The organism is Thalassovita sp. ABM4_323, assembly GCF_056158665.1.
The window spans coordinates 2,588,547-2,609,388 of record NZ_JBSWTS010000007.1; the positions used below are offsets into that span (position 1 = coordinate 2,588,547).

General features: G+C 61.0%; 19 protein-coding genes. 8 read left to right on the forward strand and 11 right to left on the reverse strand.

Annotated features, from left to right (window positions below):
- The first annotated feature begins 13 nt into the window (after window positions 1–13).
- On the forward strand, window positions 14–2,368 hold the full coding sequence (locus tag ACXADQ_RS15225) for a TRAP transporter large permease (RefSeq protein WP_475322504.1): 2,355 nt from the start codon (window positions 14–16) through the stop codon (window positions 2,366–2,368).
- Between the two features lie 71 nt (window positions 2,369–2,439).
- On the opposite strand, the gene ACXADQ_RS15230 is transcribed toward ACXADQ_RS15225, so the two are convergent.
- The 4 genes from ACXADQ_RS15230 to ACXADQ_RS15245 form a co-directional block, all read right to left on the reverse strand.
- Window positions 2,440–3,249 (reverse strand): arginyltransferase, encoded by an 810-nt coding sequence (locus tag ACXADQ_RS15230; RefSeq protein ID WP_475322509.1) that lies wholly within the window; start codon window positions 3,247–3,249, stop codon window positions 2,440–2,442.
- 88 nt (window positions 3,250–3,337) lie between these two features.
- On the reverse strand, window positions 3,338–3,781 hold the full coding sequence (locus ACXADQ_RS15235; protein ID WP_475322513.1) for an RDD family protein: 444 nt from the start codon (window positions 3,779–3,781) through the stop codon (window positions 3,338–3,340).
- A gap of 70 nt (window positions 3,782–3,851) precedes the next feature.
- Window positions 3,852–4,283 carry a DUF2852 domain-containing protein gene (locus ACXADQ_RS15240; protein ID WP_475322516.1) on the reverse strand — a complete coding sequence of 144 codons (432 nt, stop codon included), beginning with the start codon at window positions 4,281–4,283 and terminating at the stop codon, window positions 3,852–3,854.
- A gap of 112 nt (window positions 4,284–4,395) precedes the next feature.
- Window positions 4,396–4,863 carry a YbaK/EbsC family protein gene (locus ACXADQ_RS15245; protein ID WP_475322521.1) on the reverse strand — a complete coding sequence of 156 codons (468 nt, stop codon included), beginning with the start codon at window positions 4,861–4,863 and terminating at the stop codon, window positions 4,396–4,398.
- A gap of 84 nt (window positions 4,864–4,947) precedes the next feature.
- On the opposite strand from ACXADQ_RS15245, the gene ACXADQ_RS15250 reads away from it, so the two are divergent.
- On the forward strand, window positions 4,948–7,743 hold the full coding sequence (locus ACXADQ_RS15250) for a bifunctional [glutamine synthetase] adenylyltransferase/[glutamine synthetase]-adenylyl-L-tyrosine phosphorylase (RefSeq protein ID WP_475322525.1): 2,796 nt from the start codon (window positions 4,948–4,950) through the stop codon (window positions 7,741–7,743).
- Window positions 7,744–8,013, forward strand: a complete 270-nt coding sequence (locus tag ACXADQ_RS15255) for a hypothetical protein (RefSeq protein ID WP_475322530.1) — start codon at window positions 7,744–7,746, stop codon at window positions 8,011–8,013.
- Window positions 8,014–8,035: 22 nt separating this feature from the next.
- Here the strand turns inward: ACXADQ_RS15255 and eda are convergent, their stop codons facing one another.
- Together eda and edd are read right to left on the reverse strand one after the other, a co-directional pair.
- Window positions 8,036–8,674, reverse strand: coding sequence for a bifunctional 4-hydroxy-2-oxoglutarate aldolase/2-dehydro-3-deoxy-phosphogluconate aldolase (gene eda, locus ACXADQ_RS15260; protein ID WP_475322533.1), 639 nt, complete (start codon window positions 8,672–8,674; stop codon window positions 8,036–8,038).
- Between the two features lie 7 nt (window positions 8,675–8,681).
- Entirely contained in the window at window positions 8,682–10,487 is a 1,806-nt protein-coding gene (gene edd, locus ACXADQ_RS15265; protein WP_475322537.1) for a phosphogluconate dehydratase, read from the reverse strand.
- A gap of 63 nt (window positions 10,488–10,550) precedes the next feature.
- On the opposite strand from edd, the gene ACXADQ_RS15270 reads away from it, so the two are divergent.
- From ACXADQ_RS15270 to ACXADQ_RS15280, 3 genes are read left to right on the forward strand one after another with little or no spacing between them, the layout of a single operon-like run.
- Window positions 10,551–13,259, forward strand: a complete 2,709-nt coding sequence (locus tag ACXADQ_RS15270) for a CHAT domain-containing protein (RefSeq protein ID WP_475322541.1) — start codon at window positions 10,551–10,553, stop codon at window positions 13,257–13,259.
- 42 nt (window positions 13,260–13,301) lie between these two features.
- Window positions 13,302–14,498: an RSP_2647 family RNA methyltransferase gene (locus ACXADQ_RS15275; RefSeq protein ID WP_475322546.1), complete on the forward strand. Its 1,197-nt coding sequence runs from the start codon at window positions 13,302–13,304 to the stop codon at window positions 14,496–14,498.
- Window positions 14,495–15,037, forward strand: coding sequence for an RSP_2648 family PIN domain-containing protein (locus tag ACXADQ_RS15280; protein WP_475322550.1), 543 nt, complete (start codon window positions 14,495–14,497; stop codon window positions 15,035–15,037). The genes ACXADQ_RS15275 and ACXADQ_RS15280 overlap by 4 nt, the downstream gene beginning before the upstream one ends.
- Here the strand turns inward: ACXADQ_RS15280 and ACXADQ_RS15285 are convergent.
- Complete coding sequence (locus ACXADQ_RS15285) at window positions 15,027–15,716, reverse strand: M48 family metallopeptidase (protein ID WP_475322554.1); 690 nt, start codon at window positions 15,714–15,716, stop codon at window positions 15,027–15,029. The genes ACXADQ_RS15280 and ACXADQ_RS15285 overlap by 11 nt on opposite strands.
- A 101-nt stretch (window positions 15,717–15,817) precedes the next feature.
- On the opposite strand from ACXADQ_RS15285, the gene ACXADQ_RS15290 reads away from it, so the two are divergent.
- Window positions 15,818–16,543: a maleate cis-trans isomerase family protein gene (locus ACXADQ_RS15290; RefSeq protein WP_475322556.1), complete on the forward strand. Its 726-nt coding sequence runs from the start codon at window positions 15,818–15,820 to the stop codon at window positions 16,541–16,543.
- Here ACXADQ_RS15290 and ACXADQ_RS15295 read toward each other — a convergent pair.
- The 4 genes from ACXADQ_RS15295 to ACXADQ_RS15310 are packed head-to-tail and all read right to left on the reverse strand — an operon-like array spanning window position 16,540 to window position 20,147.
- Window positions 16,540–17,724, reverse strand: coding sequence for a vWA domain-containing protein (locus ACXADQ_RS15295; protein ID WP_475322558.1), 1,185 nt, complete (start codon window positions 17,722–17,724; stop codon window positions 16,540–16,542). The two genes, ACXADQ_RS15290 and ACXADQ_RS15295, sit on opposite strands and share 4 nt — an antisense overlap.
- A 3-nt stretch (window positions 17,725–17,727) precedes the next feature.
- Window positions 17,728–17,895 carry a hypothetical protein gene (locus ACXADQ_RS15300; protein ID WP_475322561.1) on the reverse strand — a complete coding sequence of 56 codons (168 nt, stop codon included), beginning with the start codon at window positions 17,893–17,895 and terminating at the stop codon, window positions 17,728–17,730.
- Window positions 17,892–19,256 (reverse strand): DUF2927 domain-containing protein, encoded by a 1,365-nt coding sequence (locus ACXADQ_RS15305; protein ID WP_475322563.1) that lies wholly within the window; start codon window positions 19,254–19,256, stop codon window positions 17,892–17,894. Before ACXADQ_RS15305 ends, ACXADQ_RS15300 begins: the two co-directional genes overlap by 4 nt.
- Before the next feature lie 48 nt (window positions 19,257–19,304).
- Window positions 19,305–20,147 carry an AAA family ATPase gene (locus ACXADQ_RS15310; protein WP_475322565.1) on the reverse strand — a complete coding sequence of 281 codons (843 nt, stop codon included), beginning with the start codon at window positions 20,145–20,147 and terminating at the stop codon, window positions 19,305–19,307.
- A 182-nt stretch (window positions 20,148–20,329) separates the two neighbouring features.
- Between ACXADQ_RS15310 and dksA the strand changes: the two genes are divergently transcribed.
- A complete protein-coding gene (gene dksA / locus ACXADQ_RS15315) occupies window positions 20,330–20,752 on the forward strand; it encodes an RNA polymerase-binding protein DksA (protein WP_475322568.1) in 423 nt (140 codons plus the stop codon).
- Window positions 20,753–20,842: the final 90 nt, after the last annotated feature.

Genomic DNA, 20,842 nt, shown 5'->3' on the forward strand with positions numbered 1-20,842 from the left:
GGGGCACGCAGATATGCTATTCGGTCTAGATGGGGTCGAGATCGGCCTGATCATCGTCTTTCTCTGCCTCTTTGGGGGCATCCTTTCCGGGTTCCCGGTGGCGTTTGCCATCGGTGGGGCCGGTGTCATCTCCTTCGGGATCATCGCGGCGCTGGACAGTTCCGGCCTGCTGATCCACCAAGCCATTGATACGTCCTCGGCGGCGTATCGCGATCTGGTCAATGCCGGGATCAAGTCGGATACGATCTCGATATTCCGATATCCGGATCTCCCGCGCGAGGCCGTTTCGGTCTTTCCGCAGGGTTGGGAAACCGCGCTGGATCGCAACATCTCGTTCGTTGTGAACCGCATGAACGAGCGTGTTCTGGCCGGTCAATCCATCGAAACTCTGCTGGCCGTGCTGATGTTCGTGCTGATGGGGATCACGCTGGAACGGTCCAAGATCGCCAACGATCTGCTGACCACCATGGCGCGCGTGTTTGGCCCGCTGCCCGGCGGTCTGGCCGTATCGGTTGTGGTTGTGGGCGCCTTCCTGGCCGCCTCGACCGGGATCGTGGGCGCCACTGTTGTGACCATGGGTCTGCTGAGCCTGCCCACCATGTTGCGCAATGGCTATTCGCCTGAATTGTCCACCGGTGTGATCGCCGCGTCGGGCACGCTGGGCCAGATTATCCCGCCGTCAATCGTGATCGTTCTGCTGGGGACGCTGGCGGGTGACCTGTATTCGACCGCGCAAGAAAGCCGCGCCGTCGCGGCGGGCTGTTCGGATGCGCTGACCTATCTGGGCGAACCGGCCGTTGTGTCCGTGGGCACTCTGTTCCAGGCGGCGATGTTGCCGGGGATCATGCTGGCGCTGCTCTATGCGCTTTATGCGTTCGGCTATGCGATGTTCAACCCGTCCAAGGCGCCTGCCGTCGAGATGGGCGCCACCAGCGAAGAACCCATCAGCAAGGGCGAGGGCTTTACCTGGTTTGTCGGCCTGCCGGTGGCTTTGATCGCGGGTGTGATGCTGCTGGGGCAGGTGAATGTCGTGGGCAGCCAGGATATTTCGGTGTCCGGGTTCTCGGATGCGGGTCAAACCGCCAGCCTGCGGACCAATGTGTCCGACGACTGTAAAGCCGCGATGATCGAGCTGCACGGCCAGGAAAAATGGGACGCGGCTGTGGCGGAACAAGAAGCCATCGACCAAGCGGGCGGTGTGGCCCAGGCTGAACGCCTGACCCCCGAACAAATCGCCGAGCTGCGCGAGCAGAAGATCGCGGATGCCGCCCCCATCGGGACCGGGATCGCCACGATCATCATCATTTTGGGCCTGACCCTGATCATCGGGCGCGGGGTCTCGCCGTCGTCTGATCCCAAACCCCTGATCCTGGGGGCCATTGGGCTGCTGCTGCTGGCGCTGGTGGACATGGTGCTGATCAAGCCAACCACGTCCTCGGGAGTGTCGGTGGTCCTGATGCTGATCCCGCTGGTGATTGCGCTGTATGGCTGTCGCGAGGCCGCCATTCGTTGCGCCAAGAACGAGCTGATCCGCGTGGTGTTCCCGCCGCTGGTGCTGATCGTTGCGGTGCTGGGCTCGATTCTGGGCGGTATCACCAACCCGACGCCCGCTGCGGCGCTGGGGGCTGGTGGGGCCGTTATGCTGGCGGCGTATCGCAAGCTGCAGGACCAGGACAAATCCGGCAAGATCATCCTGTGGGCAACGGGCGCTGTGGTGCTGATGCTGCTGGTGGGGATGAACTTCGATCTGCGCATCAACAATGCAGATGTCAGCTTTGAAAGCTGGGTCGGGTTCTTCGTTGCCTATGCTGCCTTCCTGTTTGCCGCCTTCGGTTTGGTTTATGCCGCCTGGGTGCTGTTCACGGGCGGGGTCCTGAGCCCCATCGTGCGCGAAACGGCCAAGGTCACCTCGATGGTGTTCACCATCCTGATCGGGTCGCAGCTGTTGAACCTGGTGGTGATCTCGTTCGGGGGCGAGCATTACATCCAGCAGTTCCTCAAGTCGTTCGATAACGAGTTCACTGTTTTCCTGATCGTGATGCTGGTGCTGTTCATCCTGGGCTTCGTGCTGGATTTCCTCGAGATCATCTACATCGTGATCCCGATCGTGGGCCCTGTCATCTATGGCGGCACCTTCGATCCCAAGTGGGTGACGATCATGATCGCGGTGAACCTGCAAACGTCGTTCCTGACACCGCCCTTTGGGTTCGCGCTGTTCTATTTGCGCGGCGTGGCCCCGGCCAGCGTGACGACGGGCCATATCTACCGCGGGATCATACCGTTCGTGTTGATCCAGGTGGTCGGGCTGGCGATCCTGTGGTTCTTCCCCTCGATCGTGACCATCGTGCCCGCATTGATCCCGAACTAAGAAAAACGGGCCTCCGTAGAAAAAGAAAGCCGCCCTTCGGGGCGGCTTTTGCTTTGCTCGGATCAGAGACCCTAGCGCAGATCGGGCAATGAGATATTGGCCACCTGATCCGCGATCGGGTCGGTGGACAGGGGGTGGAGCTCGGATTTGTAGTGGTCTTCGCCGCGCATCGGTTCCCATTCGTTTTTCACGAACAGTTCCAGCCCTTTGAACCGCGCCTTATAGCCCATCTTGGGGCTGCCGGGGACCCAGTAGCCCAGATAGACAAAGGGCAGGCCGGCCTCGCGGGCGATTTCAATGTGATCCAGAATGATATAGGTGCCCAGGCTGTCGCGCTCGCGCTCGGGGTCGTAAAACGAGTAAACCATGCTGACCCCGTCATCCAGAATGTCGGTCAGGCACACGGCGATCAGCTCGCCGGTTGCGGCGTCAGTATATTCAATCACGCGGGTGCGGATCGGCGTTTCCTCGACCATGGCGGCGAATTCAAACACATCCATATCGGCCATTCCGCCATCCGCATGGCGCACATCCAGATAGCTACGGAACAGGTCGAACTGCTCTTCCGTGGCCCAGGGCGAAGTCGCGCGGCGCGTCAGATAGCTGTTGCGCTTGATCACCCGCCGTTGCGAGCGCGACGGGCTGAACGCCTCGACCCGCACACGCGCGGACATACAGGCGGAACAATCGGTACAAGAGGGGCGATACAGTACATTCTGGGACCGCCTGAAGCCTTGCTTTGACAGGCTGTCATTCAGCTGTTTGGCGCCCTGGCCTTGCAGCGCGGTAAACAATTTGCGCTCCATCCGGCCCTCAAGATAGGGGCAGGGTTGGGGCGCGGTCACATAGAACTGGGGGGCAAGGGGTAAAGTATGGCGCATCGGGTCCGAAAATCAGTGAAGTCGCAAAAAGATAGCAACCAAATCCCGATGCGCCAAGGGGTCAGGAGGAAACCCGCTTAACAGTGTGTCAGTATCGCGCCGGTCGGTTGATCGCGACCGATCCCATGACATAGTCGGTCACACCCTGGCCGCGCTCGGTCGTGGCCATCAAAATGGCCGAGCCAACCTGGATCAGCGGAATCCCGAACGAGATACACAGACCCACCGTGTGCAGGAATGCCTGGCCCAGGCCGAAACGGCTGCCGTCCGAGGCGCGGAACTCAATGGCGAACAGGCGCATGGCCGGGGTGGCCGATCCGGTGGCCAGCGAAATCACACGGTAAACAAAGCCCACGATCGCCATCAGGAACCCGAAAAAGAAGATCCCGGTAAAGGCAGTCAGCGGCAGGATCGCCACGGTGATCAGCGCAATCAGAATGCTGTCGACGACAAAAGCAAACAGGCGCTTCATCGCGACATCTTCGTAAAATTCCGGTTGGGTTTGGGGATCAGGCAATTGCCACGAGGTCATGTTTCTGGGTCCGTCAAAGGGGCAGGGGAAAGGCCCGGATTGCTCCGGGCCAGTCGGGGGGACGTTTGGATCAGGCGTCTTCACGCTCTTCGGTGTCATCAGCGGCCTTGCGGGCGCGGTCTTCCATGAACTGGTCGAACTCGGCCTTGTCCTTGGCTTCGCGCAGACGCTGCAGGAAGGTTTCGAACTGGTCTTGTTCGTCTTCCAGGCGGCGCAGGGTTTCGGCCTTGTAGGCGTCAAAGGCGGCGTTGCCCGAGGATTTCATGGCGTGGAACCCATGGCGGGTGACTGAATTACGACGTGTGCAGTTTTTTCCGAACATTTGTTTGCTCCAGATCATATAGAAAAGTAGGGCCAGACCGACAGGCCAGAAGAAGACGAATCCCAGGACCATCGCAGCGATCCAGGCGCCTTTTCCCTTGCTGTCCAACCAGGCCTCGGTACGCGAAAGCCAACCCATGCGGTGGGTGGTCGGTGCGGTCGTTGCGGCGGCGGGTGTCATCAGCTTCTCCATTGTGTTGTTTGCGATGTGAATGTCTTTCACATTATAACAGATTGGGGTTGGGCGGCTGATCCGCAAGGGGTGATGTGAAGGTTTTTTACATTATTTTGGATTATGACGTAAAATCAGCAGCTTGCGCGCCAGTTATTTCTGATAGTTTTGCTGAATCCAGCTCGAAAATATGGTGCGGCGTGCCCGCTGCGGCCCAAATTGTGGGGAATTCCAGCAATCGCGGGTCCAAAAACGCGCGGATCGGGTTCAAATGACCCACGGGCGCCACCCCCCCAATGGCAAAGCCCGTCTGTTTGCGGATCAGCGCCGCGTCGGCCTTGCCCAGAGGCTCGCCCGCAACGGCGCTGGCTTTGTCTGTATCCACTTGATTGCCGCCCGCCGTCAGGAACAGGATCGCCTCGCCCGACTCCTCGCCGCGAAAGATCATGGATTTCGCGATCTGATCCAGGGCGCACCCGGCCACGTCGGCGGCTTGCTGCGCGGTGCGGGCCAGGCCCAGCTCTTTGATTTCGGTCTCGATCCCCAGCTCTTCTAACGCGCGGGCCACGCGTTTCAGGCTCTTGCTCATGGCGTTCTCCTAAATCCGATTGGTCGCACTATTTCCTGTCTTTGCCGCATTGACCAGCCCCGCGCGCGGGCGCATCTTGCGGCCATGACTTTCGCTGCACGACTGACCCGCTCGCCCCGTCCTTTTGATTCTGATCGCGGTGCCGAGGCGCTGGCGCTGTTCCCCGATTTTCGCCCCGAAGTGGCCGAGGTGATCGCAGGCACCGCCGGGTGCAGCCCCTATTTGAAACGTCTAATGGAGAAAGAGGCCGCGTGGTTGCCCGAAGCGTTGGAGTCCCCCGAGCAGGCCTTGGAACAGGTGTTCAACGACATTCGCGCCATGCCTGCCGAGTCCCTGCCTGCCGGATTGCGCCAGGCCAAGCGGCGGGTGGCCCTGCTGACTGCGCTGTGTGACGTGGCGGGGGTTTGGGTGCTTGAGGATGTCACGGGGGCGCTGTCTCGTTTGGCGGACCTAGCCTGTGATGTGGCGATGAAGGCCGCCGTGGCCGCTGAAATCAAGCGCAAGAAACTGCCCGGCGCCACCGAGGATGACATCCCTACGGCTGCGGGTCTGGTTGCATTGTCCATGGGCAAGGGCGGCGCGTTCGAGCTGAACTATTCCTCGGATATCGACCTGATTTGCCTATTTGATGAAACCCGCTACGACCCTGACGACTATTTCGAGGTTCGCGCCGCGCTCATCCGCGCCACCCGGAAAATGAGCGGCCTGCTGAACGATGTCACCGCCGATGGCTATGTGTTCCGCACCGATCTGCGTCTGCGCCCGGACCCGTCGGTCACGCCGGTCTGTATGGCGATGGCCGCGGCCGAGGCCTATTACGAATCCGTTGGGCGCACTTGGGAACGCGCGGCCTATATCAAGGCCCGCGCGGCCGCTGGCGACATTAAAGCCGGTGAAGGGTTCCTGAAAACTTTGCGGCCTTTCGTCTGGCGCAAGCATCTGGATTTTGCCGCCATTCAGGATGCCCATGACATGCGCCTGCGAATCCGCGAACACAAAGGCACAGGCCGGGCGCTGTCTTTGTATGACCACAACATGAAGTTGGGGCAGGGTGGTATCCGCGAGATCGAGTTTTTCACCCAGACCCGCCAGTTGATTGCGGGCGGGCGGGACCCTGATCTGCGGATGCGCGCCACGGTGCCGGGACTGGCGGCCTTGGCTGCAAAGGGCTGGATTCCCGAAGACGCGGCCGAAACCCTGACCCGGCACTATCGCTATCACCGCGAGGTCGAACATCGCCTGCAAATGATCAATGACGCGCAGACCCATCAGCTTCCGAAATCGGACGAGGGATTCGACCGGCTGGCCTGTTTCATGGGCACCGATACCGACGCCCTAAAAGCCGAGCTGCGCGCCCGTCTTGAGGAGGTCCACGAGGTCACCGAGGGATTCTTTGCCCCCGATGCCGCCAAGCCCGAAGCCGAGACCTCGGTCGAACTGGATGCCGAAACCCTGCAACGCTGGCAGAGCTATCCGGCGCTGCGGTCCGAACGCGCGGTCGAGATTTTCAAACGTCTGCGCCCGGAATTGTTGCGGCGGGTCGAAGGCACCGCCAAACCGGCCGAAACGCTGGCGGCCCTGGACGGGTTCTTGTCGGGCCTTCCCGCCGGGGTTCAGGTGTTTTCGCTGCTCGAAGCCAATCCGCAGCTGATCGACCTGTTGATCGACATTGCCGGGACCTCGCCCGCGCTGTCGGCACACCTGTCGCGCCATGCCTCGGTTTTTGATGCGGTGATCGGCGGGTCGTTCTTTTCGGATTGGCCCGGAGTTGAGGCGCTGACCCAGGAATTGTCCTCCCGTCTGGCCGAGGAACAGGATTACGAACGCAAGCTGGACATGGCCCGCCGCTGGGCCAAGGAATGGCATTTCCGGATCGGCGTGCACCACCTGCGCGGACTAATTGATGCTGACAGGGCCTCGCGCGAATATGCGGATCTGGCGCAATCGGCGCTGGCCGCGCTTTGGCCCGTTGTTGTCGCCAATTTCGCCAAGAAACATGGGGACCAACCCGGCCGGGGGGCGATGCTGTTGGGCATGGGCTCGTTGGGGGCGGGCCGCATCAACGCGGTTTCGGATTTGGACTTGATCGTGATCTATGACGCTGATGGCGTCGACTTTTCCGAGGGCCGACGCCCGTTGGCGACACGCGCCTATTATGCGCGCCTGACGCAGGCCATGGTGACCTCGGTTACTGCTCTGATGTCCGAAGGTCGCCTGTACGAGATCGACCTGCGTCTGCGCCCCTCGGGCACGCAAGGCCCGGTTGCTGTCAGCCTGAACGCGTTTCGCGAATACCAGAAATCCGAGGCCTGGACGTGGGAACATCTGGCCCTGACCCGCGCGCGCCCTGTGGCGGGCGAGGTCCTCGTCGCCCAAGAGGTTCTGGCCGCACGGGCGGAGGTTCTGGGGATGCCGCAGGACGCGGCCAAGGTGTTGCAGGACGTGGCGGAAATGCGAGAGCGGATCGCACAAGCAAAATCGCCAAACGGGATCTGGGACGCCAAAATCGGGCCGGGGCGTCTGCAGGATATCGAGCTGATCGCCCAAACCGGAGCCTTGCTGACCAGTTTTGACGGGCATACGGTTCATGGCGCTCTGCAGCACGCGGTCACTTCTGGTTTTTTGACCCAGTCTGAGTCGGAAACTCTTTGTAATTCCTATGACTTATGTTGGAAAGTTCAACTTGTGTCTAAGCTGTTGACCACGAAACCCCTGGACCCACAGGTTGTCGGAGAAGGCGGTCGTCAGATGCTTTTGCGCGAAACCGGATTTGACGAAATCGAAGCGCTGAGCACGGCCTTGACCACCAAAACGGCGCAAGCTGAACAGGTGATACAGGCAGTTCTGGCGCGGGATTTCACCCCGAAGAAAGAGGCGTGAATGGAAAGAAATCCACATGACCCCAAAGGCTTGGTCCGCGAAGCTTATCGAATAGATGGCATCGGAGACGCTGAGTGTCGCACCATCTTTTTGGATTGGGCGCTCAGCCTGCCGGATGGGATCGAGCAGCAACCGGCGCTCAAGGCTCTGTTAGCCCTGTACGCTGACGACCACCCGGATCACCCCATGACGGCCGTGATGACCATGGGGTTAAAACAGATCACTACCCCGCGGCGTCGCGGGGGATGGAAGGGAAGAGTTCGCAATTAAAGCAAATAATTGCGGGGCGAAGTTAAAGTTTTGATGCCGCTGCTGCCAGAGCCTCGATCGCGGCCCAATCCTGTTTCGCGACCAGATCCGCCGGGGCCACCCAACTGCCGCCAACACAGCGGGTGTTGCTGAGCGACAAGTAGTCCTGCGCGTTTTTCGGCCCGATCCCCCCGGTTGGGCAAAACAGGATTTGTGGTAGCGGAGCCCCAATCGATTTCAGAGCGGGCGCGCCGCCCGAGGCCTCAGCAGGAAAGAACTTCTGTACGGTATAGCCGCGCTCCAGCAGGGCCATGGCCTCGGAGGCCGTGGCGGCCCCGGGCAACAACGGCAGGTCCAACTCTTCACAGGCGTTCAGCAAGGCATCAGTCGCCCCGGGCGAGACCGCAAACTGCGCGCCGGCTGCTTTGGCCGCCTCGGCGTCCGCGCGGGTCAGAACCGTACCAGCGCCGACAATTCCGCCGGGAACGCTGGACATTTCACGGATCACATCCAGCGCGCTTTCGGTGCGCAACGTGACCTCTAGCACAGGCAGCCCTCCGGCAACCAATGCCTGCGCCAACGGTGCGGCGATCGCGGCGTCTTCTACCACCAACACCGGAATAACCGGTGCGGTTTCACAGAGCTTGCGCGAAAAAACGGAGGCTTCTTGGGGTGTTATCATGACATCCTCATGTAATCGAGCTGGCGCCTTCGCTGGCGGGGCCAACAGCCTGGCGGAATACGTCAAACAGTTCGCGCCCCATGCCGAACCCGTTGGCGCTTAGGTCGGCGTGAACCACGGGGCGATCCTGAAAATCGGCGCTGAGGTTTTCCAGCACGCCATTCTCGGCGTCCACGCGCAGGATGTCCCCGTCTTGAACCTTGGCCAGCGGGCCGCCCATCGCGGCCTCGGGGCTGACATGGATGGCCGAGGGTACTTTGCCCGACGCGCCCGACATGCGCCCATCGGTGACCAGCGCAATTTTCAGCCCGCGATCTTGCAGAACCGACAGGGTCGGCGTCAGGCCGTGCAGCTCGGGCATACCGTTTGCCTTTGGCCCCTGAAAGCGCACGACAACCACGGTGTCGCTGGTGAACTCTCCGGCTTTGAAGGCGTCTTTGACGGCGTCTTGCGTATGGAACACGCGGGCCGGGGCTTCGATCACGCGTCGTTCAGGCGCCACGGCCGAGACCTTCATCACGCCCAGCCCCAGATTGCCCTGCATCATCGACAGGCCGCCCGACGGCTGGAACGGATCTGCGGCGGGGCGCAGGATCTTATCGTTCAGGGTTTCACGCGGCGCGTCATCCCAGATCAGCGCGTCTTCGATCAGCTTGGGTTCATGGGCATAGCGATCCAGCCCGGGGCCCGCGATGGTTTGCACATCAGGATGCAGCAAGCCTTGTTTCAGCAGGTCCGAGATCATGAACCCCAGCCCCCCAGCGGCGTGAAAATGGTTCACGTCGGCCAACCCATTGGGATAGACCTTGGCCATCAAGGGGGTCACGGCGGACAGGTCGCTGAAATCCTCCATCGTCAGAAGGATACCAGCAGCGCGGGCCATGGCGGGCAGGTGCAACAGCAAGTTGGTCGAGCCCCCCGTGGCCATCAGCCCCACGATCCCGTTTACAAAGGCGCGCTCGTCCAGGATATCGCAAACCGGGGTATAGTCATTCCCCAACGCCGTAGCTGCCGCGGCGCGTTCTGTGCCCGCGCGGGTCAGGGCCTCGCGCAGCGGGGTGTTGGGGGTGACAAAACTGGCGCCTGGCAGGTGGAGCCCCATGAACTCCATCAGCATCTGGTTGGAATTCGCGGTGCCATAAAAGGTACAGGTGCCGGGGCCGTGATAGCTGGCCATTTCGGCCTCCATCAGCTTGTCCCGGCCGATCTTACCCTCGGCATAGGCGTTGCGAATGCGGGCCTTTTCGTCATTGGGCAGGCCGCTGGTCATCGGGCCCGCAGGCAGGAAAATACCGGGCAGATAGCCAAAGGTCGCCGCTGCGATCACCAATCCGGGCACGATTTTATCGCACACACCCAGATAGATCGCCGCATCAAAGGTGTTATGCGACAGGGCCACGCCCGTTGCCATGGCGATCACATCGCGCGAAAACAGCGACAGCTCCATCCCCAGCTGGCCTTGGGTCACGCCGTCACACATCGCGGGAACACCGCCTGCAACCTGAGCGGTGGCGCCGGCCTTGGTGGCGGCGTCTTTGATAATCGCGGGATAGGCTTCGAAGGGCTGATGCGCCGAGAGCATGTCGTTATAGGTGGTCACGATCCCCAGATTGGGCGCGCGCCCTTGTGTCAGGCTAGCCTTGGCATCGCCCATCGCGGCATAGGCATGGGCCTGGTTTCCGCAGGTCAGATGCGCACGGCGCGGGCCGTCTTCGGCAGCAGAGCGCATGCGTTCCAGATAGGCCGAGCGCGTGTCCTGGCTGCGCGCGATGATGCGATCGGTGACTTCGGAAACTTTTGGGTGCAAACTCATGCGGACCTCTCCAATCATGTGATCGCTATAAACTGTTAGCGATAACACCGCAAGGGGCCGCGCGTGACCGCACTTGTCATACTTCGGCACTGGACCCGAAAGCCGTCGCCTGTCTATTTTCATACCATGTTGCGCACAGTTTTGACCATTGTTTTGCTGATCTTGGGGCCGCCCAGCGGGGCTCAGGTGATGGACACGGCCCTGTCACAATATGTGGCCAAGCAAGAAGCCATCATGGATGGCTACTTCAAGCAAGGAGAGTACGCCCAGGCCGAGGCCGTTTTACACCCGTTGATCGCCAAACTGTCTGCCGAGATTGGGCCGACACAGGTCAAGGTGTTGCGATTGCGTCAGGCGCTGGCCAACACCATGCGTTTGCAGGGGCGCACGGGGGATGCGCTGGCCGAGATGGAAGACGCCTATAAGATCTGGCAAGAGCACTATTTCAAATTCCACCCCGCCCGGCAGGATGCTGCGATGCAATTGGCGGTGCATCTGTCCCGTTTGGGATTTTCCAATGACGCGCTTCCGCTTGCGCTCGAGGCCTCGCGCTTTGCGGAAACGGTTTGGGGGCTGGAAAACGAAAAAACCATGTTGTGGCAGTACAATACGGCCGGAATTTTCAAGCAGCTTGGCCATATAGACGAGGCTTTGGCGCTGTTTGATGCGGTTTTGCCCCGCATGGACGCGGCCGGGACCGACCAGACCGCCTATTATGCCTGCGCCGTGTCCAAAGAGCGCGCACGTCTGTTGCGAGATGCCGGGGATTTGCAAGGCGCTGCGGCCGAATACGCAGCTGCTGTCGAACGGATGCGGTCGTGTCATCCCGAAAACCACCCGGAAACCATCTATACGATGGGGGAATATGCGTTGGTTCTGTATCATCTGCGCGACATTGCGCGGATGGAGCAGGTGCTGGACGACTGGCACGCAGCCTTGATCCCGACCTTTGGACAGGAGTTGTTGCAATATGCCGAGTTCCTGGGGCGTCGCGCCCTGGCTCGTTCCTGGGAGGCCCTGGGAACGCCCAGATTTGACGCCGCGATGGCGGATATGCGGGCCTCGGTGGCGTTGCGCGAGCGGTTGCTGTCGCCGACACATGAATTCACCGGCAAAGCCTATCTGGATCTGGGCGCGATGGAGCAGGATCTGGGCAATATCGCCGTCGCCTGGGAGCTGGCCAAAAAGGCCGAGGCCGCGGGCCAGGGCAGCCGGTCCCTGCTGCAAACCAGCCTGGTTCAGATGCGTGATTCCGGGCTGATCTCGGATGCTGAGGCCACGCAAGAGGCCTTTCGGCTGGCGCAGCTGAACTATGACAGCGCGGCGCGCGCGGCGTTTGCCACATTGGCGCAGCGGGTCGAACAGGGGGATGGGGAAAAGGCCAAGTTGATGCGCCGCTTTACCGATATGCAGCGCCGTCAGGGGCAGTTGCAGGCCGACATGTCCTATTTCGCGGGCCTGCCCAGCGCCCAGCGCCAGCCCGAGGCTGAACGGCAAATCCGCCGGGAAATGGCCGCGCTGTCTGAACAGATCAACGATCTGGGCGCGCAGTTGCGTAACCTGCATCTGCCTTTTGAGGAAATGTATGCAACCGATCCGCTGACGCTTGGCGAGGCTCAGGCGCTGCTGGGCCCGGATGAGGCGCTGGTGATATTTGACGTCGGCGACCGGCCCAGTGACTGGAGTTTTGTACTGGTCGTCACGGCTGACACCGCCATCTGGCGGGAAATGCCGCTCGGCCAGGATAGCATCAACGCCGCGATCTCGGACCTGCGGGGCTCGATTGATCTGCGGATGGGGCTGCGGTCGGGGATCAGCCTGAAACAGCGCGCTCAACCTGAAAAGTCTGAATATTCTCTCTATGCGGCCTATTGGATTTATCAGCAGACCTTCGGCGTGATCGAGGACGTGCTGGCCGGTAAGGATCACCTGTATGTCGAGCTGCGCGGGGCGCTGACTGCCTTACCGCCGCAATTGCTGGTGCGCAATGACGTGTCCCAGCGGGCGCAGGCCGATTGGTTGGTGCGCCATCACGCGATGACCGTGATCCCCTCGGTGGCGGCGATGAAGCTGTCGCATGGTCAGACCACACGCGCGCCCAAACCCTTTCTGGGCTTTGCCGATCCGATCTTTTCCGACGCGCCTGTAGCAGGCACCGGGTTGCGCGGGGCGCTGGCGCCTTTGCCGGAAACCGCGATCGAGGCCCGCGAGGTCGCCAAGGCCGTCGGAACAAGTGCAGCGCAGGCCGTGCGGGCGCGATCTGCGGCCAGCGAAGCGCAGCTGAAACAGGAGACGCTTGCGGATTACCGGGTTTTGTATTTCGCCACGCATGGTCTGGTGGCCGGGGATATGGTGCGCCCGGGCCAAGAGCTGACAGAACCCGCACTGGCGCTGACAGCAGGGCAGGGCGAGGACGGCATGTTGACCGCCTCGGAAATTGCAGCGCTGAAGCTGAACGCCGATTGGGTGGTTCTGTCCGCATGCAACACTGCTGTAGGGGATGAACCGGGGGCCGAGGCCTTGTCGGGCCTGGCGCAGGCCTTTGCCTATGCGGGCGCGCGAGCACTGATGGTGTCGCATTGGCCGGTCGAAAGCCGCTCGGCTGTTGCCCTGATGACCGACCTGTTTGCACGCCGCGCGGCGGATCCTACGCTCAGCGCCGCCAAAGCCCAGCAACAGGCCATTCTGGCGATGATTGATGCCCCGGCCAATCCGGCCTGGTCGCATCCGGCCTATTGGGCGCCCTTCATTTTGGTGGGCAATCCGGATTGATCGGCGCTTTCCCCAGGGCGGGAACCGGGCTAAGACAGCGCCATGACAGACAACACGCTCCCCTCCGTTCGCCTGAAACCCAAGGCCAATGCCCGCGCCATCCGCCACGGTTTTCCCTGGGTCTATGACAATGAAATGGTCACCGACCGACGCACCAAGGCGTTGGCGGCGGGCTCGATCGCCGTTTTGCAGGACGCCGAGCGCAAGGATATCGGCCTTGTTGCCGTGACGCCGGGCAGCCGTATCATGTGTCGGATGCTGGATCGCGATCTGACCGCGCAAATCGATCAGGATTGGTTCGCCAAACGGATCGCCAAGGCGCTGCAGATGCGCGAGCGCCTCTATGATCAACCGTTTTATCGCCTGATCCACGCCGAGGCCGACGGCATGCCGGGCGTGGTGATCGACCGCTTTGGGGACACTGCCGTGGTGCAGCCGAACGCCGCCTGGGCTGATGCGCGCCTGGAGTCGCTGGTGGCCGCGCTGGTGCAGGTAACGGGTGTGGACAACGTGCTGAAGAATGCCGCAGGACGGGCCCGCGCGCTTGAGGGGCTGGATGATCAATCCGGCGCCGTGATCGGTGTCGCGCCCACAGCGCCTCTGACCGTGCCGATGAACGGGGCCAAATACATGGCCGATTTGGTGGCCGGGCAGAAAACCGGCCTGTTCTTTGATCAGCGCCCCAATCACGCTTTTGCAGCCAGCCTGTCCCATGGCGCGCGCGTTTTGGACGTGTTCAGCCATGTGGGCGGGTTCTCTTTGGCCGCTTTGGCCGGTGGGGCAAAGCAAGCTTTGGCGGTTGATGGGTCCGAAGCCGCCTTGGGGCTGGCCGAGATGGGCGCGCAGAAAATGGGGGCCTCGGATCGGTTCGCCACCCGCAAGGGCGATGCCTTTGATTTGCTGGCGGCGCTGGCGCAAGAGGGCGAAAAATTTGACGTGGTGATTTGTGATCCGCCCGCCTTTGCCCCGAACAAACAAGCGCTCGAGGCCGGGTTGCGCGCCTATGAACGTATCGCGCGTTTGGCTGCCCCCCTGGTGGCCGACGGGGGATATCTGGGCCTGTGTTCCTGTTCCCATGCAGCGGATCTGACCAAATTCCGAGGGGCCTGCACCCGCGGGATCGGGCGTGCGGGGCGCACGGCCCAGCTGATCCATACCGGCTATGCCGGGCCGGACCATCCGCTGATGCCTCAACTGGCCGAAAGCGGTTATCTGAAGGCACTGTTTTTCCGCCTATGAAGGTGCTGCTGGATACCTGTGTGATGTATCCCACGGTGATGCGCGAGGTGCTGCTGGGCGTTGCCCGCACTGGGGCTTTTCAGCCTCTGTGGTCTGCGCGAATCCTCGAGGAATGGGCCCGCGCCGCGCGCAAACTTGGCCCAACCGGCGAGGCTCAGGCGCGCGCTGAAATCGCGTTGGTGCGGGCGCAGTGGCAAAGGGCCGAGGTGACTTGGCCCCCCTCGCTGGAAAGCCGCCTGTATTTGCCTGATCCTGCGGATGTGCATGTCTTGGCTGCGGCCATCGCGGGCCATGCGGATGTGCTGGTGACCATGAACGCCAAGGATTTTCCCAAACACACCCTGGCCGAGGAAGGCCTGTCGCGCCAAACCCCGGACGAGCTGCTGTATCACTGTTGGCGCGAGGCGCCCGATGCGGTGCGTGATGCTGTTGAAACGGTTCGTCAGCGCGCCGACCAACTGTCGGGCGAAACATGGGACATGCGCAAACTGTTGAAAAAGGCGCGGCTGCCACGTTTGGGCAAGGCGCTTAGTCCGTAAGGCCCCATTTTGCCTCGTGGGCCTCGATCGCAGCGATGCGTTTGGGGGTTTTGGGGTGGCTGATCAACCAGGCGGGCATGGCGCCGGCACGCGCGCCGGTCAGATCCTCGAGCTTGGTAAACAAGGATTTCTGCGGCCCCGTCCCAAAGCCCGCTTTTACCATCAGCGCCGAGGCATACTCATCCGCCTCGTACTCGTCCGAGCGCGACATGCGCGCGGCCAGCAAGGTGGTCAGCATATTGGCGATCCACACCCCAACACCGGGCAGGAACCGTGACAGGAACATCGCCAGCGCGGCGCGCAGCGCGTTCTGGCCGGAAAAATCGATCATCCGTTTCCGGGTATGTCCCAGCGCCACATGACCAAGCTCGTGGGCGATGACGCTGGCCAGTTCCTCGGCGCTGACCTCGCCATTCTGGAATTTCCGGTAAAACCCGCGCGTCAGATATACTTTGCCCTCGGGCGAGGCCAACCCGTTCACCGGGTCCACCTCATAAAGGTAAACCTTGATCCGAGGCACCTCCAGCGCGGCGGCCAGCCTGTCCAGAACGGGCGTCAGGGCCGGGTCCATCAACTCGGTCGAGCGCTCGTTCAGCTCTTTCTTGGTGCGCCAGGCTGAAACGCGATACATCGCGACCGCATACAGCAAAGCCAGCAAAAGGGGCGTGAATTTCAACATAAGGCAAATATGGGATCATCCGGCGGGATGAAAAGCCCTGAAATGGAATTGACCGGGCTGTATCGGCGGGCAAAGCTGGGTTCAAACCTCAGGAGAGCTCGATGGAACTGGATCGCGGATATGGGACCTTGGCGCGCTTGGCGATGATTGTACTGTCCACGGACGAAACGATCGAGAACGAGGCCCGGCTTGTTCTGCGGGATCGCCCCGTCAGCCTGGTGCATTCGCGCGTGCCCGCCCATGCCGATGTGACCCCTGACACATTGAAGCTGATGGAAGCGGCGTTGCCCGAAACGGCGGCACTTTTACCGAAAGATCAGGATGTTATCGCCTATGCCTGTACCTCTGGGGCCACTGTGATCGGGCCCGGGGTTGTCGCAGATCTGATCCAAGGTGCACATCCAGAGGCAAAGGTGACCAACCCCATCACAGCCGTGGTTGCAGCCTGTCAGGCGCTTGGGGTCGGCTCGGTGGCCTATGTATCGCCCTATGTCCCGTCCGTGACTCAGCCCATGCGCCTGTTTCTGGCCGGGCACGGGATCGAGACATTGGTCGAAACCAGTTTTCGGATCAAAGAGGACAGGGCAGTGGCGCGTATTCAGGAAAATATCACAAAAAACATGGCATTAAACGCTGTAGTTGATGCAAAGCCCGAGGCGATTTTTGTCAGTTGTACCAACCTGCGTACCTTCGGGATCCTCCAGGAGCTAGAGCGCGAAACCGGTCTGCCCGTGATCAGTTCGAACCAGGCGTTACTGTGGCACATGCTCAAGCTGGCCGGTGTCGACGCAACTGGATGGGGGCCGGGGCGGCTGTTTGAGGTCTAGCGCGTCAGCTCTTTCATGCCTTTTTCCAGGCCTTCCAGGGTCATGGGGACCATATTGTCCTCGAAGATATCCTGGATCATCCTGATCGACTGAGTATAGGCCCAATAGCGTTCAGGCACCGGGTTGATCCACAAATTCGAGGGCCACTGATCGCGCGCCCGTTCCAGCCAGACCTCACCGGCCTCGGGGTTCCAATGCTCGTTGGCACCGCCGGGATAGTGGATTTCATAGGGCGACATCGACGCGTCGCCCACGAAAATGCATTTATAATCAGGGCCAAAGGTGCGCAGCACCTCCCATGTGGGCATCTGTTCGTCCCAACGGCGGCGGTTGTCCTTCCACACACCCTCGTACAGGCAATTGTGGAAGTAGAAGTGCTCCAGATGCTTGAACTCGGATTTCGCGGCCGAGAACAGCTCTTCCATGACCTTGATATGCGGGTCCATCGAGCCACCAACATCCAGGAACAGCACCACCTTCACCGCGTTGCGCCGCTCGGGGCGGGTTTGCACATCCAGATAGCCATGTTCGGCGGTGGCGCGGATGGTGCCATCCATATCCAGCTCGTCATGGGCGCCATCGCGCGCCCAGCGGCGCAGGCGTTTCAGTGCGACCTTGATATTGCGTGTACCCAGTTCAACTGTATCGTCTAAGTTCTTGAATTCACGCTTATCCCAGACTTTGACCGCGCGACCATGGCGGCCTTTTTCCTGGCCAATCCGCACGCCTTCGGGGTTATAGCCATGCGCGCCATAGGGTGAGGTGCCTGCGGTGCCGATCCATTTATTCCCGCCCTGGTGACGCTCTTTTTGCTCTTCCAGTCGCTGCTTGAGCGTCTCCATCAGCTTTTCGAAGCCGCCCAGGGCTTCGATCTCGGCTTTTTCCTCTTCGCTCAGGTGTTTTGCGGCCATCTTTTCCAGCCAATCCGCAGGCAGGTCGATGGCGTCCAGAACTTCGCCCAGCTTGATCTGGTCCAGCCCTTCAAAAGTGGTGGCAAAGGCGCGGTCAAATTTGTCGATGTTGCGTTCGTCTTTCACCATGGCGGTGCGCGCCAGATAATAGAAGCCCTCGACGTCATAGGTGACCAGGCCCGCCTTCATTGCCTCCAGAAAACTCAGATATTCGCGCAGCGACACAGGGACGCCGGTCTGTCTGAGATTTTCAAAGAAGGGCAGAAACATGGGTCAGACCGCCAGCCGATGGATGATGATGGTGATGAACAGGCCGATAATGGCAAACAAAATTGCATAGACGGCGGCGTGCTGCGCCATGTCTTTGCCGTTCCCACCACGCGCCTTGGCGCGCAGAATGCCGACGATGATACCCAGAATAAGACCTGCGATGACGATCATGATTGCCCGTTTCCTCTGTTCAGCGGGGACAAGGCCGTGATTTCATTCAGCTTCGTGCGAACCGCCCTATCCGAGCCAAATCCGTATCGCGCCCAACCCAGACTGTCCAGCCTGACGGTTTCGGCCTCTTGCTTGCGTCCCAGCAGATCTAGGGCTTCGGCGCGCAGCAGCAAGAGCGTGGACAATAGCGCCGCGTTTTCATGGCGGGCCGCGACGGCCAGATAGGGGCCAGTTTGCAGCAGAGCCTCTTCGCCATTGCCCTCGGTCAGGGCATAGGCGGCCAGCTGCGCGGCAACATGGGCGGCATGCAACTGGGTCACAGGCGAGCGCGTGTAAAATGTCTGCGCGGCCCGGAAATGCGACAGAGCAAGCTCGGCATTCACGCCTTGGGTCAGGCGGCCCAGAGCGTAATGGGAAAAGGCGCGCCGGTGATCGGTCCAGCCTTGCAACTCGGCCATGGCCAGCGCGTCCCGCGCCGCCGCATGGCGCGCAACGGGGGGCGTGCCGGGGCCCAGCGCCAATTGGATGGCGTCGATCCAGCGGCGCGGCGTGTCGCGCAACGGGCGCGAGGGCAGGGACCGTCCCGCAGGATTGAGGCGTGCCAAGATCGCGGGCAGGCGGGCGGCGACCTCGGCGCGGCGCATGCCGCTGCGCAGCTCGGGCGCATAGTAGGCCCGCAGGATCAGCATGTCATAGCGGGTCAGCACGGTGTGGATATTGTCGTCGTTGAACACGGAATCGGGCAGCCGGTACAGATCGTTCAGCGGTCCCAGAGCCTGAGCCAATTCCTCGTGCAGACAATCGCGCAGCTCTTGTGGTGCGGAATCTGCGGGCACAAAGATCGCGATCTGTTTGCGGTCGCGCAGTTGCAGCCAATCGGTTTTCGGTTGGCGCGACGCGCGGGCATATTCCGAGATATCCGAGATATTGGGCACCACGAAACAGGCGGCTTGCGGCAAATGGCGCTGAATATCTCGACGGCGCACCGCGTTGATGGTGATCGAGGCATCTGCGGCCTCGGTCAGCGTGATCTCGATCCCGGCCTCGGCCTTCAGACGGGCCAGCAGGCGCGTCAGATCCCGTTTCAGATAGGCAGGTGCCTTGCCGGTCAGGCGCAGGGTGATCGGGCCTTCGAACCGGGTGAAAACCTGCAAATCGCGCCCGGATTCCAGACGAAAGGCCAAATCCATGAAATCCCGCGCGATATCGCTGTTCGAGGCCCGGGGTCGCTCCAGGCGCTGACCCTGAAAGCTTTTCATCGGGGGCAGGGATTGTGCGGCGCGGGTTGTGGCGACGGTCCCGGCGGGCGTACAAGAGGCCAGCAGGGCAGATGCAGCAAGGCCGATCAGCAGTTTCTTCATACGGCTATCCTGCCCCCCGGAGTGGATTAGAACAAGGGCAATCCGCCCTTAACGCTGTCCGCGCGCCATGAACGCCAATCGTTCGAACAAATGGACGTCCTGTTCGTTTTTCAGCAGCGCCCCATGCAGTTTGGGCAGCGCGTTGGCACCGTCGCGCTTCAGGTCCTCGGGCGACAGATCCTCGGCCAGCAGCAATTTCAGCCAGTCCAGAACTTCGCTGGTCGAGGGCTTCTTCTTCAACCCAGAGGTGTCGCGGATTTCATAGAACTGGGTCAGCGCTGTAGTCAGCAGCTTTTCCTTGATGCCCGGATGGTGAACTTCGACAATCTTCTTCATCACTTCGGGTTCCGGGAAACGGATATAGTGGAAGAAGAAGCAGCGGCGCAAAAACGCGTCGGGCAGTTCCTTTTCGTTGTTCGAGGTAATGATCACGATCGGGCGCAGCGCGGCCTTGATGGTTTCGCCGGTCTCGTAGACGTGGAATTCCATCTTATCCAGCTCTTGCAGCAGGTCGTTGGGGAACTCGATGTCGGCCTTGTCGATCTCATCGATCAGCAGCACGACCTTCTTGTCCGCCTCGAAGGCCTGCCACAGCTTGCCCTTCTTGATGTAGTTTTTCACGTCATGAACGCGCTCTTCGCCCAGCTGGCTGTCGCGCAGGCGGCTGACCGCGTCATATTCATAGAGGCCCTGTTGGGCTTTGGTGGTGGACTTGATGTTCCACTCGATGATCTCCAGATCCAGCGCCGAGGCCACCTGTTTGGCCAGTTCGGTCTTGCCTGTGCCGGGCTCGCCCTTGACCAAAAGCGGTCGTTCCAGCGTTACGGCGGCATTTACGGCCACTTTCAGATCATCCGTGGCGACATACGCATCTGTGCCCTGAAATTTCATGGAGTCTTCACCCTTCTGCCCTGTTCAGGGCGCACAGTAGCGTGATCATAAGTGAGCCGCAATCTATAGCGTATATGGGTAGTGACAATGCTAATATCTTGGGGTAAATCCGGCGTCGGGAGGGTACCATAATGTCAGATCATAATGCCTTGACGAAGATGGACCTGGATGAGGGAAGAAAAATGAAGGCGGAAGCTATTATTTCCGACGACTACCGTCCGGCGGAAGACGAACCGTTCATGAACGAACGCCAGCTGGAATATTTCCGGCGTAAACTGCACGACTGGAAAGCCGAGTTGCTGGCCGACAGCCGTGACACGATCGAGGGGCTGCAAGACAGCACCCGGAACATCCCCGACATTGCTGACCGCGCAAGCGAGGAAACCGACCGTGCGCTGGAATTGCGCACCCGGGATCGCCAGCGCAAACTGGTCTCGAAAATCGATGCGGCCCTGCGTCGGATCGACGAGGGCGAATACGGCTATTGCGAAGTCACCGGTGAACCGATCAGCCTGAAACGGCTGGACGCGCGTCCGATCGCGACCATGAGCCTGGAGGCTCAGGAACGTCACGAGCGCCGTGAAAAAGTCCACCGCGACGACTAAGTCACCGGGTCTGGCATTGGCCCGGTCTGCGGGCCAAACGGAAGAAGAAATCCAAAACGCCGGGGGTTTCCTTCGGCGTTTTTCAATTCA

What these genes read in the sequence shown, in the direction of transcription:
- ACXADQ_RS15300 (WP_475322561.1), bottom strand. Translation starts at nt 17,895, where the DNA reads ATGATCGTCATCGCAGGTCTTATTCTGGGTATCATCGTCGGCATTCTG.
- ACXADQ_RS15230 (WP_475322509.1), bottom strand. Translation starts at nt 3,249, where the DNA reads ATGCGCCATACTTTACCCCTTGCCCCCCAGTTCTATGTGACCGCGCCC.
- ACXADQ_RS15250 (WP_475322525.1), top strand. Translation starts at nt 4,948, where the DNA reads ATGACTTTCGCTGCACGACTGACCCGCTCGCCCCGTCCTTTTGATTCT.
- dksA (WP_475322568.1), top strand. Translation starts at nt 20,330, where the DNA reads ATGAAGGCGGAAGCTATTATTTCCGACGACTACCGTCCGGCGGAAGAC.
- ACXADQ_RS15235 (WP_475322513.1), bottom strand. Translation starts at nt 3,781, where the DNA reads ATGACCTCGTGGCAATTGCCTGATCCCCAAACCCAACCGGAATTTTAC.
- ACXADQ_RS15305 (WP_475322563.1), bottom strand. Translation starts at nt 19,256, where the DNA reads ATGAAGAAACTGCTGATCGGCCTTGCTGCATCTGCCCTGCTGGCCTCT.
- ACXADQ_RS15290 (WP_475322556.1), top strand. Translation starts at nt 15,818, where the DNA reads ATGGAACTGGATCGCGGATATGGGACCTTGGCGCGCTTGGCGATGATT.
- ACXADQ_RS15295 (WP_475322558.1), bottom strand. Translation starts at nt 17,724, where the DNA reads ATGTTTCTGCCCTTCTTTGAAAATCTCAGACAGACCGGCGTCCCTGTG.
- ACXADQ_RS15280 (WP_475322550.1), top strand. Translation starts at nt 14,495, where the DNA reads ATGAAGGTGCTGCTGGATACCTGTGTGATGTATCCCACGGTGATGCGC.
- edd (WP_475322537.1), bottom strand. Translation starts at nt 10,487, where the DNA reads ATGAGTTTGCACCCAAAAGTTTCCGAAGTCACCGATCGCATCATCGCG.
- ACXADQ_RS15255 (WP_475322530.1), top strand. Translation starts at nt 7,744, where the DNA reads ATGGAAAGAAATCCACATGACCCCAAAGGCTTGGTCCGCGAAGCTTAT.
- ACXADQ_RS15240 (WP_475322516.1), bottom strand. Translation starts at nt 4,283, where the DNA reads ATGACACCCGCCGCCGCAACGACCGCACCGACCACCCACCGCATGGGT.
- ACXADQ_RS15245 (WP_475322521.1), bottom strand. Translation starts at nt 4,863, where the DNA reads ATGAGCAAGAGCCTGAAACGCGTGGCCCGCGCGTTAGAAGAGCTGGGG.
- ACXADQ_RS15275 (WP_475322546.1), top strand. Translation starts at nt 13,302, where the DNA reads ATGACAGACAACACGCTCCCCTCCGTTCGCCTGAAACCCAAGGCCAAT.
- ACXADQ_RS15310 (WP_475322565.1), bottom strand. Translation starts at nt 20,147, where the DNA reads ATGAAATTTCAGGGCACAGATGCGTATGTCGCCACGGATGATCTGAAA.
- ACXADQ_RS15225 (WP_475322504.1), top strand. Translation starts at nt 14, where the DNA reads ATGCTATTCGGTCTAGATGGGGTCGAGATCGGCCTGATCATCGTCTTT.
- eda (WP_475322533.1), bottom strand. Translation starts at nt 8,674, where the DNA reads ATGATAACACCCCAAGAAGCCTCCGTTTTTTCGCGCAAGCTCTGTGAA.
- ACXADQ_RS15285 (WP_475322554.1), bottom strand. Translation starts at nt 15,716, where the DNA reads ATGTTGAAATTCACGCCCCTTTTGCTGGCTTTGCTGTATGCGGTCGCG.